The 16,695-nt window shown below is 55.3% G+C and carries 14 protein-coding genes and 1 tRNA gene; 9 read left to right on the forward strand and 6 right to left on the reverse strand.

Translation table 11 applies throughout. The annotated features are described in order from the left end of the window. Positions 1-419: 419 nt before the first annotated feature. Positions 420-563 carry a hypothetical protein gene (locus tag ASF29_RS24265; RefSeq protein WP_156462528.1) on the forward strand — a complete coding sequence of 48 codons (144 nt, stop codon included), beginning with the start codon at positions 420-422 and terminating at the stop codon, positions 561-563. Positions 564-590: 27 nt separating this feature from the next. Beyond that, complete coding sequence (locus ASF29_RS04600; RefSeq protein ID WP_062449363.1) at positions 591-791, forward strand: hypothetical protein; 201 nt, start codon at positions 591-593, stop codon at positions 789-791. 554 nt (positions 792-1,345) lie between these two features. Here ASF29_RS04600 and ASF29_RS04605 read toward each other — a convergent pair. Both ASF29_RS04605 and ASF29_RS04610 read right to left on the reverse strand, forming a co-directional pair. After that, positions 1,346-2,059: a hypothetical protein gene (locus ASF29_RS04605; RefSeq protein ID WP_062449050.1), complete on the reverse strand. Its 714-nt coding sequence runs from the start codon at positions 2,057-2,059 to the stop codon at positions 1,346-1,348. Positions 2,060-2,157: 98 nt separating this feature from the next. Beyond that, positions 2,158-5,979 carry a vitamin B12-dependent ribonucleotide reductase gene (locus tag ASF29_RS04610; RefSeq protein WP_062449052.1) on the reverse strand — a complete coding sequence of 1,274 codons (3,822 nt, stop codon included), beginning with the start codon at positions 5,977-5,979 and terminating at the stop codon, positions 2,158-2,160. 958 nt (positions 5,980-6,937) lie between these two features. Between ASF29_RS04610 and ASF29_RS04615 the strand changes: the two genes are divergently transcribed. The 4 genes from ASF29_RS04615 (at position 6,938) to ASF29_RS04630 (ending at position 11,554) form a co-directional block, all read left to right on the forward strand. Next, entirely contained in the window at positions 6,938-8,023 is a 1,086-nt protein-coding gene (locus tag ASF29_RS04615; RefSeq protein WP_062449055.1) for a MerR family transcriptional regulator, read from the forward strand. Positions 8,024-8,306: 283 nt separating this feature from the next. After that, positions 8,307-9,494 (forward strand): hypothetical protein, encoded by a 1,188-nt coding sequence (locus ASF29_RS04620; RefSeq protein WP_062449056.1) that lies wholly within the window; start codon positions 8,307-8,309, stop codon positions 9,492-9,494. Positions 9,495-9,671: 177 nt separating this feature from the next. Further along, complete coding sequence (locus ASF29_RS04625) at positions 9,672-10,664, forward strand: DUF1963 domain-containing protein (protein WP_062449058.1); 993 nt, start codon at positions 9,672-9,674, stop codon at positions 10,662-10,664. Between the two features lie 308 nt (positions 10,665-10,972). Continuing rightward, positions 10,973-11,554: a DUF1349 domain-containing protein gene (locus ASF29_RS04630; protein ID WP_062449061.1), complete on the forward strand. Its 582-nt coding sequence runs from the start codon at positions 10,973-10,975 to the stop codon at positions 11,552-11,554. A 194-nt stretch (positions 11,555-11,748) separates the two neighbouring features. Here the strand turns inward: ASF29_RS04630 and ASF29_RS04635 are convergent, their stop codons facing one another. The 3 genes from ASF29_RS04635 to ASF29_RS04645 all read right to left on the reverse strand — a co-directional run bounded on the left by ASF29_RS04635 (position 11,749) and on the right by ASF29_RS04645 (position 13,824). Continuing rightward, entirely contained in the window at positions 11,749-12,168 is a 420-nt protein-coding gene (locus tag ASF29_RS04635; protein ID WP_062449062.1) for an SMI1/KNR4 family protein, read from the reverse strand. Positions 12,169-12,342: 174 nt separating this feature from the next. After that, positions 12,343-12,840, reverse strand: a complete 498-nt coding sequence (gene gpt, locus ASF29_RS04640) for a xanthine phosphoribosyltransferase (RefSeq protein WP_062449064.1) — start codon at positions 12,838-12,840, stop codon at positions 12,343-12,345. Between the two features lie 132 nt (positions 12,841-12,972). Beyond that, a complete protein-coding gene (locus tag ASF29_RS04645) occupies positions 12,973-13,824 on the reverse strand; it encodes a GGDEF domain-containing protein (protein ID WP_062449066.1) in 852 nt (283 codons plus the stop codon). A 497-nt stretch (positions 13,825-14,321) separates the two neighbouring features. Between ASF29_RS04645 and ASF29_RS04650 the strand changes: the two genes are divergently transcribed. From ASF29_RS04650 to ASF29_RS04660, 3 genes are all read left to right on the forward strand, one after another. Beyond that, a tRNA-Glu gene (locus ASF29_RS04650) sits at positions 14,322-14,396 on the forward strand. Positions 14,397-14,568: 172 nt separating this feature from the next. Then, positions 14,569-15,012 carry a VOC family protein gene (locus ASF29_RS04655; protein WP_244473489.1) on the forward strand — a complete coding sequence of 148 codons (444 nt, stop codon included), beginning with the start codon at positions 14,569-14,571 and terminating at the stop codon, positions 15,010-15,012. 93 nt (positions 15,013-15,105) lie between these two features. After that, entirely contained in the window at positions 15,106-15,636 is a 531-nt protein-coding gene (locus ASF29_RS04660) for a lipocalin family protein (protein ID WP_062449067.1), read from the forward strand. Between the two features lie 147 nt (positions 15,637-15,783). On the opposite strand, the gene ASF29_RS04665 is transcribed toward ASF29_RS04660, so the two are convergent. Continuing rightward, the gene (locus tag ASF29_RS04665) at positions 15,784-16,683 is read right to left on the reverse strand and encodes a TIGR04086 family membrane protein (protein ID WP_062449068.1); all 900 of its coding nucleotides are present in this window, start codon (positions 16,681-16,683) and stop codon (positions 15,784-15,786) included. Between the last annotated feature and the right edge of the window lie 12 nt (positions 16,684-16,695).

Here is a 16,695-nt window from a genome sequence, read left to right on the forward strand (position 1 = left end):
ATCGCTGCCCGACCCCGAGGTTGAAAGGTTTGCGTCACCCTCCCAACCCCAGCGCCGGTCCCGCCTCGCCGCAACGCCTTGCGGTGTATCCGAGGGCGGAACGCGAGCAGTGTGCGGGCGATTCGCGCGCCATTGAGAAAGTTGCGGAGGGATTTTGGGTGTTTTTTGCGGGGTTTTGGGTAAGGGATTGATTTGGTTGGGAAGTATTTTTGGTGTGGGTGTTTTGGGTGCGTATCGTTAGACCTGAGGGTGGGGTTTACCCCCCTCTGGCCTGCCGGCCATCTCCCCCACAAGGAGGGAGATCGGCTGGGCGTGGGCTTCTCACTTTATCCGCAACCTTTGAGGTGGCCGGGCGCTATCCGCGATTCTATCTCCCCCCTTGAGGGGGAGATGCCTGGCAAGGCAGAGGGGGGTGCACGGTGAACTCTGCAGCCAATGCGGCGCAGGAAACGCAGCCCTGCGCGCCCGGCCCTCACAAGCCGCCTGCCGTTGCCAAGCCTATGGCCGGTACGCTAGAGATGCGCGATGACATTCGATGGCCAAGGGCCATGTTCGCGGCTTAGCCATGGAGAACCGGTATGATAAAGATCATGGTATTGCTGCACGCCGCCACCGGCATCGACTGGCAGACCCCGCCGAAAGGCGTGGGGTTGAAAACGCTTTATGAGGCCGAAGAGCAGGGCTTCATCCAGATTCGTGGCGAGTTTCAGAAACGACAGTTCCGGCTGACGAGCATGGGCTATGAGTATGTCGAGCGGGATAAAAGGCGGCTGGAAGCGCGGCGGATGTAGGCTGGCGTGATGCTGCGGAGCTTTGTTGCCGCAGATCGATCAATAAATAAGATTTATGTGTAGTGTCATTCTATGGAGGTTTTCGGATGCCGAAAAATCGCCAACGTGACATCTACAAGTCCAAAATATTCGGTCTTTACAAATACTGTTTGTGAAGTTTTTTTATTTCGGTCAAATTTTTTTTGAATTCTTCTACATAAATTCGGCTCGGTCTCCCGTTGTAGAACTCAAGTAACTCTCTTTCGGAATCGCATATTTTTTTTGATAAATACGTCGTACAAACTTTGTAATTATTTAAAATTGATAATGATTTAGCCAGTATGCAAATATCACTGCAAGGGAAGACCTCCCGCCAGTAATTGAGCCTCACCTGAGCGATCCCTATCGTTACACGATCTATCCTGTATCGCGGTAAAATTCTGGTTGCGACGATGAGCGCCTCAACAGCGCGAAAAAATGGCCCACGAAAACGGCGTTCAGTCATTATAAGAGCTAAAGCCGCGATATTAACATCGGAACGTTGTTCGAATTTTCTGATATGAAGATATAGATCTCTATTCCTCAATCGGTAGTAACTCCGAATCCTCAATCGCCTCTATCTCGGGAATGTTATCAGGATCTGTCATCCAATAACTAATAGCGGCACCCAGTGCACCTGCCATTATTATGTAAATCCCAAAATTAATTATAACGAAATCAACTGCGTTTAGCAGCATTTCTTTGACGCCGTTGGTTGTTACTTGTGCCGCAGCCCATTCATAAGCGGTATCAACAATTCTCAATATAGCGACGAAATATATGACATATATAAGCGCTAGCCAAGGAAAAGATGAAGAGTTTCCTACGAAAGAAATATGACGTGTACTGTAAAGTGATTTTGAAATAAGTAAAAATTTCACAATTGCAAGGAACCAGAAAAATTCTATAAATTGCGATTTATCTAAAAATACGGCAGCAAATAACGCCGCCAATATTGGGTTTAAGACTGTGGAGAAAACCATTGAAAATACTGATATTGATATTATTTTTTTTCTAACTCTATTCTTTTCTTTTGGGGTTTGGTTAAATCCTTCATAAAAGTAATCCTCATTGAAATATTGTGAGTATAGCTCATCAGCATGTCCAAGTGGGAAGAAGGTGAAGTATATAGGAGTGTAAGCGATACGTGTTAATCTGCGTATTATAGTGGATATTTCAAATATGGCGTAAGTTGCAATTACTGGTGCAAACGAAAACTTGTAATTCCAGATAAGATCAAAAATATCCATTTTTGTCCGTAGTGATTCTGGTTGCTCTACTTGCGAAAGGTCAGCTTGGATTGAGTTAAGAAAGGCCCGAAGTTTCGCTTCGGGCCTTTTTCTTCAAATCAGCTGCAACCGCTCGTCGCACCACATGTATCGCACTTCTCACACGTCCCGTTCCGCACCATCGTAAAATTCTGGCACTCGGAGCACATGTTGCCCGTGTAGCCTTGGGCAATCGAGCGGATGCGGCGTTCGGCTTCCTTCTTTTTGGCTTCTGTCTTGGCAGAGGCGGCGTCGGCTGCTGCCTTGTCGGAGAAGAGAGCCGTTGCGGCCTGTTCGGATTCGGTGGCCAGTGACTCCTCGGCGATTTCTTCGGCCAGTTCCTTGGCGCGTTCCTCGTAGTCGCGCTTGAAGGCGACGACTTCCGAAGGGGAGGCGGCGATGGCGGGTTCGAGTTTGCGGACCGTGTTGCCGGAGATCGACGTTACGTTGCCGGAGGCGCGGGCGGGAGCTGCTGTTGCCGAGCCCTTGGGTTCGGACGACGCGGCGCGATCGCTGCTGTTGGAAACCAGCGTTGGCTTGTAGCCGCGAGTCCAGCCGGTGGACACGAGGTTGGTCTTGCCTTCTTCGATGCCCTTGCCGAGTGCCGTGTTGGAGAAGTCGGACGTATCCACATGGGCCAGATCGTGACGGCCGAGGTAGGAGACGGCGAGTTCGCGGAAGACGTAGTCGAGGATCGAGGTTGCGTTCTTGATCGCATCGTTGCCGATGACCATGCCGGCTGGTTCGAACTTGGTGAAGGTGAAGGCCTCCACATATTCTTCCAGCGGCACGCCATATTGCAGGCCGAGCGAGATGGCGATGGCGAAGTTGTTCATCATCGCACGGAAAGCGGCGCCTTCCTTGTGCATGTCAATGAAGATTTCGCCGATGCGGCCATCACCGAATTCGCCGGTGCGCAGATACACTTTGTGACCGCCGACGGCTGCCTTCTGGGTGTAACCCTGACGGCGGTTCGGCAGCTTTTCACGCTCGCGGCTGACGCGTTCGACAACACGCTCGATGATCTTTTCGGTGATGGTGACGGCCTGGGCTGCCTGTGGCTGAGCGATCAGCTCTTCCATTGCATCTTCGTTGTCATCATCTTCGACCAGCGATGCATTGAGCGGCTGGCTGAGCTTGGAACCATCGCGGTAGAGAGCGTTGGCCTTCAGCGCCAGCTTCCACGACAGCATGTAGGCTGCGCCGCAATCTTCCACCGTTGCATCGTTGGGCATGTTGATGGTCTTGGAAATCGCACCCGAAATGAAGGGCTGCGCTGCCGCCATCATGCGGATGTGGGATTCGACCGAGAGGTAACGCTTGCCGATCTTGCCGCATGGGTTGGCGCAATCGAAGACAGGCAGATGCTCGTCCTTGAGGAACGGTGCGCCTTCCAGCGTCATCGCGCCGCAGACATGCACGTTGGCCGCTTCGATGTCCTTCTTGGCAAAGCCGAGATGTTCCAAAAGGTTGAAGCTCATGTCGGCGAGCTGCTCGTCGGAAACTTTCAGGGTTTCCTTGAGGAAGTCGGCACCGAGCGTCCACTGGTTGAAGACGAACTTGATGTCGAAGGCGGCTTTCAGCGCGCCGTTGACGGCTTCGATCTTCTCATCGGTAAAGCCCTTGGCGCGCAGCGTCGAGGCGTTGATGGCAGGAGCCTGGTTGAGATTGCCGTGGCCGACTGCGTAGGCTTCGATCTCGGCGATCTGGCTTTCGGAGTAACCGAGCGAACGCAGGGATTCTGGTACGGCGCGGTTGATGATCTTGAAGTAACCGCCACCGGCGAGCTTCTTGAACTTCACCAGCGCAAAGTCAGGCTCGATGCCGGTCGTGTCGCAATCCATGACGAGGCCGATCGTGCCTGTCGGCGCGATAACGGTGGTCTGGGCGTTGCGGTAGCCATTGATTTCGCCAAGCTCCAGAGCCTTGTCCCATGCGGCAACCGCGTGGGTGATGAGGTCTGCATCCGTGCAATCGGTGTGGATGAGCGGGACGGGGTTTACCGACAGGCCTTCGTAACCATAGGCCAAGCCCTGAGCAGCGCGGCGGTGGTTGCGGATAACGCGCAGCATGTTGTCGCGGTTCGGTGCAAAGCCGGGGAATGGGCCGAGTTCGCCAGCCATTTCAGCGGATGTCGCGTAGGACACGCCGGTCATGATGGCGGTGAGGGCACCGGCAATCGCACGGCCTTCATCGCTATCGTAAGGAATGCCGGAGGACATCAGCAGGCCGCCGATGTTGGCGTAGCCGAGGCCGAGCGTGCGGTACTCGTAGGAGCGTTCGGCAATTTCCTTGGATGGGAACTGCGCCATCATGACGGAAACTTCGAGAACGACGGTCCACAGGCGGACGGCGTGTTCGTAGTCTGCGATGTCGATGTTCTTGGTCTTGGCGTCCTTGAACTGAAGCAGGTTCAGCGAGGCAAGGTTGCAGGCCGTGTCATCGAGGAACATGTATTCCGAGCAGGGGTTGGATGCACGGATGGGGCCAGCGGCTGGCGATGTGTGCCAGTCGTTCATGGTGGTGTTGAAGTGCAGGCCCGGATCGGCCGACGCCCATGCGGCGTGGGAAATCTTTTCCCAAAGCGTGCGTGCCTTCAGCGTCTTCATGACCTTGCCGTCCTTGCGGGCGGTGAGGTTCCAGTCGCCGTCATTTTCGACTGCGCGCAGGAAGTCATCCTTCAGTGACACGGAGTTGTTGGAGTTCTGGCCGGATACCGTGAGGTAGGCTTCGGAATCCCAATCGGTGTCGTAGGTCTTGAACTCGATGTCCTTATAGCCCTGCTGGGCGAACTGGATGACGCGCTTGACATAGTTTTCAGGAACCATGTCCTTCTTGGCAGCGCGGATTTCGCGCTTCAGGGCAGGGTTCTTGGCAGGGTCGAAGCAATCGCCCCGAGTCGCTTCGGAGCCGGCTTCGCAATTGACGCAGGCCTTCATGATGGCCTTCAAATGCTTGGCAACGATCTTGGAACCGGTGACCAGAGCGGCAACCTTCTGCTCTTCGTTCACCTTCCAGTCGATGTAGGCTTCGATATCGGGGTGATCGGCATCGACGACGACCATCTTGGCCGCACGGCGGGTGGTGCCGCCGGACTTGATGGCACCGGCTGCGCGGTCACCGATCTTGAGGAAGCTCATGAGGCCGGAAGAACGACCGCCGCCCGACAGCTTTTCGCCTTCGCCGCGCAGGTAGGAGAAGTTGGAGCCGGTGCCGGAGCCGTATTTGAACAGGCGTGCTTCACGCACCCACAGGTCCATGATGCCGCCTTCATTGACCAGATCGTCTTCGACGGACTGGATGAAGCAGGCGTGTGGCTGTGGATGTTCGTAGGAGGACTTGGACTTAGTCAGCTTGCCCGTGAAGGGGTCGATATAGAAGTGGCCCTGGCCGGGACCATCGATGCCATAGGCCCAATGCAGGCCGGTGTTGAACCACTGTGGAGAGTTCGGCGCAACGCGCTGGGTGGCCAGCATGTAGGCAAGCTCATCCTTGAAGGCTGCCGCGTCTTCTTCGGTCGAGAAATATTTGCCCTTCCAGCCCCAGTAAGCCCATGTACCGGCCAGACGGTCGAAGACCTGACGCGCATCGATTTCAGAACCGTAACGTTCGCCCTCGGGAATGTCCTTCATCGCCTTTTCATCGGCAACGGAGCGCCAGAGGAAGGAAGGAACGTCGTTCTCTTCGACCTTCTTCAGGCGCGCAGGAACGCCAGCCTTGCGGAAATATTTTTGCGCCAGAACGTCTGTCGCGACCTGGGAGAACTGTGCGGGAACGTCGATGTCCGCCAGACGGAAAACGATGGAGCCATCAGGGTTCTTGATCTCGCTGATACCCTTGCGGAATTCGATTTCCGCATAGGCAGACTGGCCGGGCTTCGTGAAGCGACGTTCGATGCGCATTGTCTTTGTCCTCGTCCTTGGGCGCCTCTGGGCAGGGCGCAAATACTCGATCCCGCGTCGCACATTATGCGCGCCGCCGGTTCCTGGCTTCTCGGTGGAAACGATCATCCTTCGGATGTCGTTCCTCTATCTCGTGGTGATTTCGGCTTCAACCATACTATATATAGTATTAACAGTTTGTTGTCGCCACATATCCCGCATTATATTTCGACAGCACGCCAGCACACAGACAGCCGTATACGCTCCACCCCCTCATGGCCGGAACGCAGGCAAACGCGTGAACTGAGACTGAAAAGAACCAGAGGTGAAACACCCGATTCCGTCGCCGCCGCAACATGAGGATTACCTTGCGGATATGCGGTGATTCCGTCAAGGCCTAGTTTGCAAGCCTTTGTTAACCACAAGATATTGTGTGGGGTAGCTGTGGAAAACGGGGAAAGAAAAAGCACCTATAAAATTCAGTGACTTGGACGAATTTCAGAACGCGTGATACCGACTACCTTACGTAACGGAGGGCCCATTTATCGCGATTTTCTCGATTTTTTTGGGTGTGGTGTACAAGCAACAGCATCCGATTTCCACAATTGCCGGTTCACAAGCGGTAGGACTGGACAAACGAAAAGGGCACCTGCAGCGCCCGGCTCATGCCCTAATTAACGGGGTCTGTTCTGCTCCAAATATCGGTGACGCTACTCCGGTTTTTGTGATTGAGTTTTGCGACAGATACTCACCTTGGAAAACCAGGTGATCCCGATTTTGTTGCGAAGAGAAGGTTTAACAACGCATCCGCGATGCCCCAATTGCGGACATTGCGATTGCTGCCAAACTCCCTATTCTGCGACGTCGCAAAGTCATGAAAACAAGTGGCGCTTTAATTGGGATTTTCGCGGTAGCTCGATTTTTCGCTTGAGCCGGACCTAGCGTCATATCGTATTGAAAACTCCCAAAGGAGTTTGCGATGCACGATCGCCGAAATAGAGATCAGGTTTTGCTGACCGCGTTGGAATGTGCAGAGCAGGTCGGTGTTAGCATTCGAGCACTTCGGCTCTACGAGCAGTATGGCCTGATCTCCCCGCGCCGTACCTCCAAGCAATGGCGACTATACGGCAGCGCCGAGATCGTTCGCCTGAATGAAATTCTGGCCCTCAAAACCCTCGGCCTTAGCCTGCGCGGTATAGCAAAGCTTCTGGAAGGACAGGTCGCTGACTTGGGGCAAACACTTTCATTGCAGCGCGAAGCTTTAGTAAACTCGAAGGACCGCGCCATACGAGGGTTGCAGGTGATCGAAAGTCTTCAATCGAAGATTCGATCCGGACGCACACCATCGATTGACGATCTTACCAATCTGGCAAGGGAAACTCATATGACTGAGACTTCCAAGGATACCGCAGCCTGGCGTCGATACGAACAGATGCGTCCGAGAGACGAGGTTCCAATCAATGCAGACCTCCTCGACACATTTTCGGGTGCCTACGAGACTGCCGACGGAACGCTCTCAATTGTCACCAATCACGACGGCCAACTTGCCTACAGGATTGTGGGTCAGTCCGACATCGACATATTTCCAGAGGGCGAGACCGAATTTTTTATGAAGGTTCTGCCGGTTCAAATAAAGTTCTGCCGCGACCACGACGGCAGGGTCGATGGTCTTGTTCACCATCAGAACGGGTTTGAGGACCATGCCCAAAAAGTTGCTCTAGACCCGGTCCTCCGTATCGAGGCTGAGATTCAGCAGCGAATCCGCGATCAGAAGTCAATGCCCGGGAGTGAAGACATCCTGCGCCGCCTGATTGAGGAGCATACGAGGGGGGAACCCGCCCTTGACGGTATGGCACCAGCATTGGCGGCGCTCGCAATCGAGCAAAAAGACTTTATCCAAAGCGAGTTGGAGAAAGCCGGGCCCTTAAAAGCTCTGTCGTTTAAAGGCGTTCAGCAAGGCCTCGATATTTATGAGGTCGAGTTTGAAAATACGAAAATGGAATGGGGTTTCGCAGTCACGCATCGAGGCAAAGTCAGTCATCTCTATTTGCGTCCAGCTCTGTAAGGGCGAACCCTGTCGCGAAACTCCTAAGTTTCGCGACAGATCGGCCACCTCCGAAATCAACAGGGAATTTCCGTCGCAAAACTCAGAGTTTCGCGGCCAATTTTTTGCGACGGCAGACGTCCGTAATGCGCCAAACGCGGACATTGTGCCCGCAAAACTCCCTATTCTGCGACGCCGCAAATTTGCAGTTGGACTTAAACGCATACTGTCCAACTTTGATGGTAATAGAAATATGTGCCAGAAAGCCACTGAACCGCTCAAACGCACACATAAGCAGGTAATTATGATCGATCTACATCTGGAGCAGGAGTACGTCATAGACAACGCGGCCATCGCTGCGAGCGCCGGCGTTTCAGAATCGCAGGTCGTAGATTTTTACTGCCTCAATCATATGGCTATGGCGGATGGACGACTAGCGATCCGCTGTTCGACCTTGTTCGAGCCCGAGCGGGTTATTGATCGCGGGGATGAGACTTTTCAGATCGATCTTAGTGCCTCGGGGGCAGTGCTTGTTCGCGATCTGGCGCGGCACTTTCCCATACGGGATGGCGACAGTGCCGAGATGAACACGCATGTCGCGGTGGCGATCGGCGATTCAACGCTGTACCTCACGGGCAACGACCGCGCCCTGTTGGTGCCAGCCTCGCAAACGGATGAGCCCTATGCCATTGAGATTGCGCAACCTCTTGGAAGAGTGAAAGTCCATGAGGATAAGACCGGCGCCCTGTATCCCGGTTACGCGGTTCACCCTGTAGCGGAGGGCAATGTCATCGCGATGCCATTACAGGCGGCGTCATCGACACGATGGCTGGCGTTCCTTTCCGTTGACATCGAGAATCGGACGGCAAGTTGGTCCGCATTTCCGGTCGCGCCTGCGCCAAGCGGCGGCGTTTCACTGTTGAGGCGTTTGTTTGGCACCAGTTCCGATCCGCTCAAAGCCCCGACAGGCGACGATCTTCTGCAACTCGTCGCCGAGGATTTTCCGCATCATCATTTCTTCCACTCTAATAGACCCCGTATCAACCAGGCGCTGCTGCGTGCCGGCCGCGTTTACATCTACACCAAAGGACACGGTGACTCGCCCAAATGGGGGTATCCATGCAGCGGCATCGCGGAGATTGGCCCGGATGGCCGGGTAAAATCGCTGCCTTTCATGCAGGACTACACGCGCACCGGCGACGAGAGGAAATACGGCATCGAAGGTCGGTTTACCGCATCCGGCCGCTTTTGCATTCTATCCTCCGTCTACAAGACGACCGATCCTTGGAAGGGCCGGCAGAAACTGTTCGACATGGACAGTGGCGCGTTGGTCGACGTGAATCTACCGCGCGGATTTTCCAAATACAGGCTTATCGACCAAGCTGGCGATCATTTCTGGGCCGAGCTATGGCCCATTCCGCGTGGTGATGCGCGACGGATCGCGCGCTTCAGGTACGATAGAGCCGAGGATACGCCGTCGCGAATCTCTTAAGTTTCGCGACAGATCGGCCAACGCTGAAATCAAAAGGGAATTTCCGTCGCAAAACTCGGAGTTTCGCGGCCAATTTTTTTGCGACGGCCGACGTCCGTAATGCGCCAAATGCGGTCGTTGCGCTGCCACAAAACTCTTTATTCTGTGACCCTCCTGAATGTCGAAAGAGGATGGAACATGACCGCATTCGCTGATTTGCTCTCCATTCAGCGCGCATGCAACACTTTGAACCTAGACGCGGCGTTGTCGCGCGCGCTCGTCAACACTGCCCGTCCGACAATCTGGCTCCGACACGGTGATCCAGTGGACGACGCCGCGCTCACTGCGGGGGTAAGTAAAGTGGGAGGCGAGCCTGATCTCCCGCCGGGAATCGCTTGGCCGACGCGTCCCGCACTGGCCGATCCCGAGGCCACGGCGAACAGGCTCCGCAAGATGCTCGCAAACCGCGGAGGCGACGACGACTTGGCATCGTGCTTAGAATTGGTTATCGACCATCTGGCGTACGAGACGCCCATGGCCTTTCTCGCGCAGGTGAACCTTTCGGTCATGGCGCGCGAACCCGGCTTCGATCCTTCCCTGCCGGATCGCGGTATGTTGTGGGCGTTCAATGATCCCTTCGCCGACTGGTATGGTACGCAATCGCCCAGCGGGGGGATTTCCCTGGTGTGGAGTGACGCCGGTGGATTGGAACGACGCACGACACCGCAGTTAGTGCGAGAGGCTTGGCAAAAGGGGGTAAGCGGTTATGGCTCCCGGATGTCGGAGCCCTGGGAGGCCGACGTCAAGGCTGAGCCGCTTACTCCCGTCTCTAGCTGGTCAGTCACTCCGCGTCTCAGCCTGCACGCCTATCTTGACCTTAGTGATGAGCGCTTCGAGATGAAGGAGGGCGGCGGTGATCAGCTTGGGGGATGGGAGGAGCCGATTCAACAAAGAATGCATGGCGAAGTGGAATTGATCTCCACCGGTAAAGCAGACAGCGAACAGGCTTACGCAGAGAGTGTCCTTTCCGCCGGGGAGCGTTGGCGGCATGTGCTGACAATAAATGCCGAAACCTATCTCTGGCGATTGATGCCGACTTGGGGCGACGGCGCAATGTTCATGTTCGTAGATGAAGCAGAACTCGAGGCTCGCCGCTTCGATAAAGCAGCGGGAACCTCTCAGTTCACCTGAGAAGACCCCGGTCTAATCCAATGCATGCCTTTAACACGTCAGACGAAAGTCGCTTGATTATGGACCTTCAGCTTACCGACTGCTTCGCACCAACACCGGACACTCGCTTCAATCGACGCATTTTCCGACCTTTGGTCGAGAGCGGTCCGTCCGTTTTTCGGATTTTCCGGAGCGGCCTCTCTTTCGTGAAGGCGACAATCGAAAGACGCTACGGACCTTGCTAGATGGCGGCAATTGGGCTCTCTAGCAGTGACCGCTTTACGGGAGATGCGGCCAAGTAAATCGGCGAGTTGTCATAGGAGACGCCCTTGCAGAGTCTTAAAAATGGACGGTGGCTGAATGAGCCCACGGAAGCCAATGCTTCTGATGTGAGACTTTCCGTAACGACTGACGCCAACACGGATTTTTGGCGAGAGACACACTATGGCTTTGTGCGCGACAGCGGCCACTTCTACGCATTCCAGACCGATTGCGATTTCACCGCCCAGGTTCGAGTCCAAGCACATTTTGAACATCTCTACGACCAGGCTGGCCTCATGGTCAGGCTCGACGAGAGACGTTGGGTCAAGACCGGGATCGAGTTCTCAGACGGATATGGCTTGCTCGGCAGTGTTCTGACGGATGAAACCTCCGATTGGGCGACTGGGCGATATGACGGCAACCCAGCAGATTTTTGGATAAGGGTGACAATCCAGAGCGGCGTTCTGAGAATACAAGCTTCAGGCGATGGGCAGACGTGGCCATTGGTCCGCCTCTGCCCATTCCCAAAAGCAGACCATTATCTCGTCGGCCCAATGTGCTGCACTCCTGAACGTGCAGGCTTGGAGGTAGGATTTAGTGAGTGGCAATTGGGGCGGGCCTTGGGCAAAGACCTCCACGACCTGACATAGCTGCCAGAGAGCCTTCCTTAGAGGTAGCGACGTCCGTCTCCTGCGCAAAAGCGAGGAGATTTTCTCGAGAACGATGCCCGCTTAGGGCCAATTGAGGTTTTCCGCTTTGCGCCAATAGGAGACTTCACCACCCACGAGCGAGGGTCTACAAGAGCTTCTTATTTACCGAGTGGGGGCTAATCCCGGTGGCGCGCTTAGTTGCCATTTATGAAGCTGTCGACAACCCATTCAGCAAGGTCCGGCCAGCGTTGCTCGAACATGTTGTCGTGGGACCAGAGCTCGACACTGCCGTCCGGCAAAAGGCAATAGTAATCGTCGTTGTCTCGGCAAATAGGCAGCCATTCGATTGGAACGCCTGCGCGTCTCGCGCCAGCCACGCTCGGAACGATGTTACATCGCCCCTTAATGTCGGAACGAAAATAGAGCAATTCCTTGGTCAGTACGATGTTCCCGGCATTCTTGACCAGATAGCGGTAATCCTCGGTGAGCTTGAGGCCGATTTCACCTTCGACATAGTCAATGACATGGTCATCGGGCAGAGGAATGGGTGAGACAAACCGATCATCCTGTGAAGTCACAAGCGCGACCGCCTCTCGAATTCTGTCTGACTGCATGAACGCCCTCATCGAGGTAACCGCCCCATCAACGCCCTCTCGAGCTTTAATCAAGCATAAGTTATTCGAATTGTGACCGACTGCCCGCTTAGGGCCAAAAGCGGGCGTTGTTCAACATTTGAGTGAAGGGCCACCCGCGGGTAGCCCTTTCGACGTCATAAAGATTGCTTGATGTCAGCCCGGGGCGCCCTTGGCGATGGGTTCCTGATAGGTGAAGCCCAGATCCCAGGGGAAATAGATCCATGTATCCTGGCTGACTTCGGTGATGAAGGTATCGATGGTGGGGACGCCTGTCGGCTTGGCGTAGACGCAGGCGAAGTGGGCCTTTGGCAGCATTTCGCGCACTTCGAGAGCCGTCTTGCCGGTGTCGGTCAGATCGTCCACGACGAGAATGCCTTCGCCTTCTTTTTCCAGCAGTTCCGGCGAGATGCCCTTGAGCAGCAGCGTATCGCCCTGATTGACGTAATCATGGCGCGTGGCGATGCAGACCGTGTCGATGAGGCGGATGTTGAGTTCGCGGGAGATGATTGCTGCCGGAACGAGGCCGCCGCGGGTGATGCAGACGATGGCCTTGAAGTCCTGGTTCAGACCGGCCAGACGCCAGGCGAGAGCACGGGCATCACGGTGAAATTGATCCCACGAAACGGGAAAGGCTTTATCTGGGAGGGCCATGGGGTGTCTACCATCTGGTCAAAATTGTCGATGGCTTTGGCTAATAGCGGCAAGAATGCCTGAAAAGCAAGCTTGTCGCGCCGCCGCCCAACGAGTTTCTTGCCGCATGTCCCGAAAAGACAGGCGAGGGCTTTACGGATTCTTTTCCACGAAAGCGCCGATGACGCGGTTGCGTCCGGCATCTTTGGCCCGGTAGAGCGCGGTATCGGCACGACGCAACAATTGCTGCAAACGCTCGCCGGGGCCGGCCTGCACCACGCCGAAGCTGCAGGTGATGCGACCATGCGGAAGCGGCTCCACATAGCTCGCCTGGAAGGCCGCGCGCAAACGTTCTGCGATTTTCAGCGCGGACTCACCCGAGGTGCGCGGCAGGACAATGCAGAATTCCTCTCCGCCGATACGGGCCGCTAGATCGTAGGGCCGCAGGGAGTCCTTCACGACTTCTCCAACGATCATCAGGACATTGTCGCCGACATCGTGGCCGTAATCGTCATTGATATGCTTGAAATTATCGAGATCGAACAGGATGACGGACAGAGGTTCGTTCGCACGCTCTGCCTGCGACTGAAGACCCGGAACCTGCTCCGTCAACCAGCGGCGGTTGGCAAGCCCGGTGAGAAAATCCGTTGTGGCCTGATGCTTGAGCTTCTTGGTCAATTCCTCGACCTGCATCAGCATCGACTTTGTCACATCGGTGACGATGGCGATCTCATCATTGCCGGAAGACTGGATTTTAAGAACGCTTTTGTCTTCGGGGTACTTCTTCAGCGCTACGGCCAGATGGTGCAGGGGGCGGATAAAGCGCCATATGGCAAACAGGCAAATGGCAGTCCCGATCAGGGTTGCGGCCAGAATGAGAGCGAAGACCGGGACGGGGCTGGTCTCGAAGCCGAACAGAAGATGCAAAATCAGGGCAATAAGCGGGACGTGCACGCTCAAAAAGGAGACGAGAAAGATTTTCGCGATCAGCGATCGTTGAAGCATGGGCATTATCCGTCGACTCTCAGTCATCTCCGCTGCGCATCTGGCAATGGATCATTCTCTAAAATAGCAAATTTGAAATCTGCTTCGAAAAAAAGCATTTCGATGGCGAGATATCGGTTAACTTATGATGAGACGTCAATTTTTCAATTCCAGATATCAATTCACGTCTTATAGGCCGATTTTTGTGATCCTGCTATTTTAGGTGGTGTGCTGTCCCAGCCCTTCCACAAAGTGCAAATCAGGATGCCGGTGGACATGCTTTTATAACAACGGAACGCCGGGCCAATAAGCCGGATTCGCCCTGCCTTCCGCGCATCCGAAGCATTTATCTCTTCTTTTACATTAACGTGAAGGCCGAATAAGCCTCTGTATTGAATGGACAATCCTTGTTTTCCAAGGCGTTTCCGCTCGTCCGTCATTTTTTGTCAAAAGGCGCATTTTCATGCTTGCGGTATCGAAAAGCTCTGACTATAAGGGCGCCACACCGCAAGTGTTACGCGCCCTTCGTCTATCGGTTAGGACGTCAGATTTTCATTCTGAAAAGAGGGGTTCGACTCCCCTAGGGCGTACCACTTCCTCCCAAACTCTCCCTCATGCTTTTCTACGCCTTGCATTCGTTCGCTATTTTTTGCGTGCGTCCGATGCCTTCCGAGCCGATATCCCAGCCAAACACGGGTTGAGTTTTGCAGTTGACCCGGCGCGCGCCAGCGCGATTGTAGCGCTGAAATCTTGGAGGAGATATCAGTGACATCAGGCATACCGTTTTCCCTTGTCGGCATCGATCACGTCGTTCTTTTGGTTGATGATATGGACAAGGCACTTCGTTTTTATCACGACGTCCTGGGATGCCGCCCCGGCTATACCTATCCGGCGCTCGGCATGGAGCAGGTATGGTGCGGCGCATCGCTCATCGTTTTGTGGGACATCACGCATCCGGGCGGGCAGAAGGCGGCACCGCCGGTGGCGGGTGGGCGTAATGTGGACCACATCTGCATCGCCACCGGGCCATTCGAGCATGAGGCGCTGCGGGCGCATCTGGAAAGCCACTGCGTGGAAATCCACCGCGAGGCCATGCATGGCGGCGCGCGCGGCATGGGCCACTCCTTCTATATATACGATCCCTTCGGCAACATGCTGGAGATCAAAGGACCGGCGGAATATCCGGACGGGCGATCTGCGGTGGTTTGAGGCCGCAGTCGAACACGGTTTCATGATGGGCGGCATGCAACCGCGAAGCTGGAATGGCGTTGTTCTGAAAACAGAATTAACGGAGCATTAACCATGTCCAGTTTCCTTCGCCCACTTGCCGCCACGCTGGCCTTTTGCGGGCTCAGTGCATGCCTCGTTCAAGAGGCGAAAGCCGAAACGGCGGTGGTGCCAACGCAACTGTCGCATTATCAGGGTAAATGGCTGGAGATTGGCCGCACGCCGATGCGTTTGACGGATGGCTGCGTCGCTGGCTTCACTATCTATAAGAAGGGTGCCGCGCCCAACGAGGTGATGGTGCAGGATGGCTGTCGCGAAGGTACGCCGCAAGGCAAACTGAAAACCATTGAAGGCATCGGCACGCTGACAGATTACAAGGCGACAAACGCAAAGCTACGGGTGCGATATCCGCTGTTCATCACCTTCAATTATTGGGTCCGCTATCAGTCACCCGACCGAAGCTGGTTCATCAGCTCCAACCCTGACATGACGAATCTTTGGATCTATTCCCGTAGCGTGCCTTCGAAGAGCAAGCTGACGGTGATGGTGAAGAAGGCGCAGGAACTGGGCTACGACACGAGAAAGCTCGAATTTCCGAAGTTCTAAAGCGTTTCCATTCAGCAGGGAAACGCCTGAGCCCCGATAGCGATATCGTCAAAATGCCTGCGGTGACGCAGGCATTTTTGTGAGGAAGATTTCGACACAAAAAATGCCCGCGTTGCCGCGGGCATTCCTTTGAAGAGAGTGATGTGATTATTCCACGACTGTTTCGCGGCGGCGCTCGGTGTGGGCAGCACCCATGTTGCCGCCGAAGAGTGCAGCAACTGCGCCGAGAAGCAGAGCGCCGAAAGCGACGTAGGAGCCGGTGGAAACAGCGGTTGCCGTTGCCTGGGCAGCTTCCGTTGCGCGGGTCTTGGCCTGCTCGACGGCCTGCTTGTATTGGGTCTCATACTGTGTGACCTGCTGGCGGGCCTGATCGACCGGAATGCCCTGTGCGCGGGCCAGTGCATCGGCAGCGCGGTTGCGGGCATCTTCTGCCTGAGCCTGATCGCCCGTCAATGCGGCGCGAACGGCGCTGACGGCTGCATCGCGCAGAGCCTGGGGATCATTCCCACCGCTTGCTTCGCGGATACGCTGTTCGATCGTGGAAACCGGGTCGCTGGCATTGGCGAGCGAAGGCGCTGCGGCTGTCGCGGCAGTTGCTATCGTGGAGCCTGCGCCGGAAAAGACGCTGGTGACGCCGGAAAACGCGCCGCCTACCAGTGCGCCGACCGATGTGGTCAGAAGGTAGAAAACGACGAGGGTGGTAACGGCCCAAGAGGTCAGACCATGCAACGCACCCGTGGAGCGTACGACGCGGCCAGACATGCGGCTGGCGACATAAGCGCCGATAAAGGCTGCGATGATGCCGCTGACGATCATCCAGATGACGGAGCCCATCGACAGCGAACTGGCTGTGGGCGTGTCGTTTTGCGCGGGGTCTATGACGCCGGCTCCGATGGCCAGGCCCAGCAGGTTCAGCAGCAGGTGCAGGGAAAGCGCAATGGCCACACCGGCAAACACGCCGCCCCATGATATATTAGTGATGGAATCCCGCAGGACAGGAGCGTGAACGCCGTCTGTGGGTGTCGCATATCTGATCTGATCCGTCATTCTACTCTCCTG

Source organism: Rhizobium sp. Leaf262, assembly GCF_001422245.1.
Taxonomy (GTDB): domain Bacteria; phylum Pseudomonadota; class Alphaproteobacteria; order Rhizobiales; family Rhizobiaceae; genus Agrobacterium.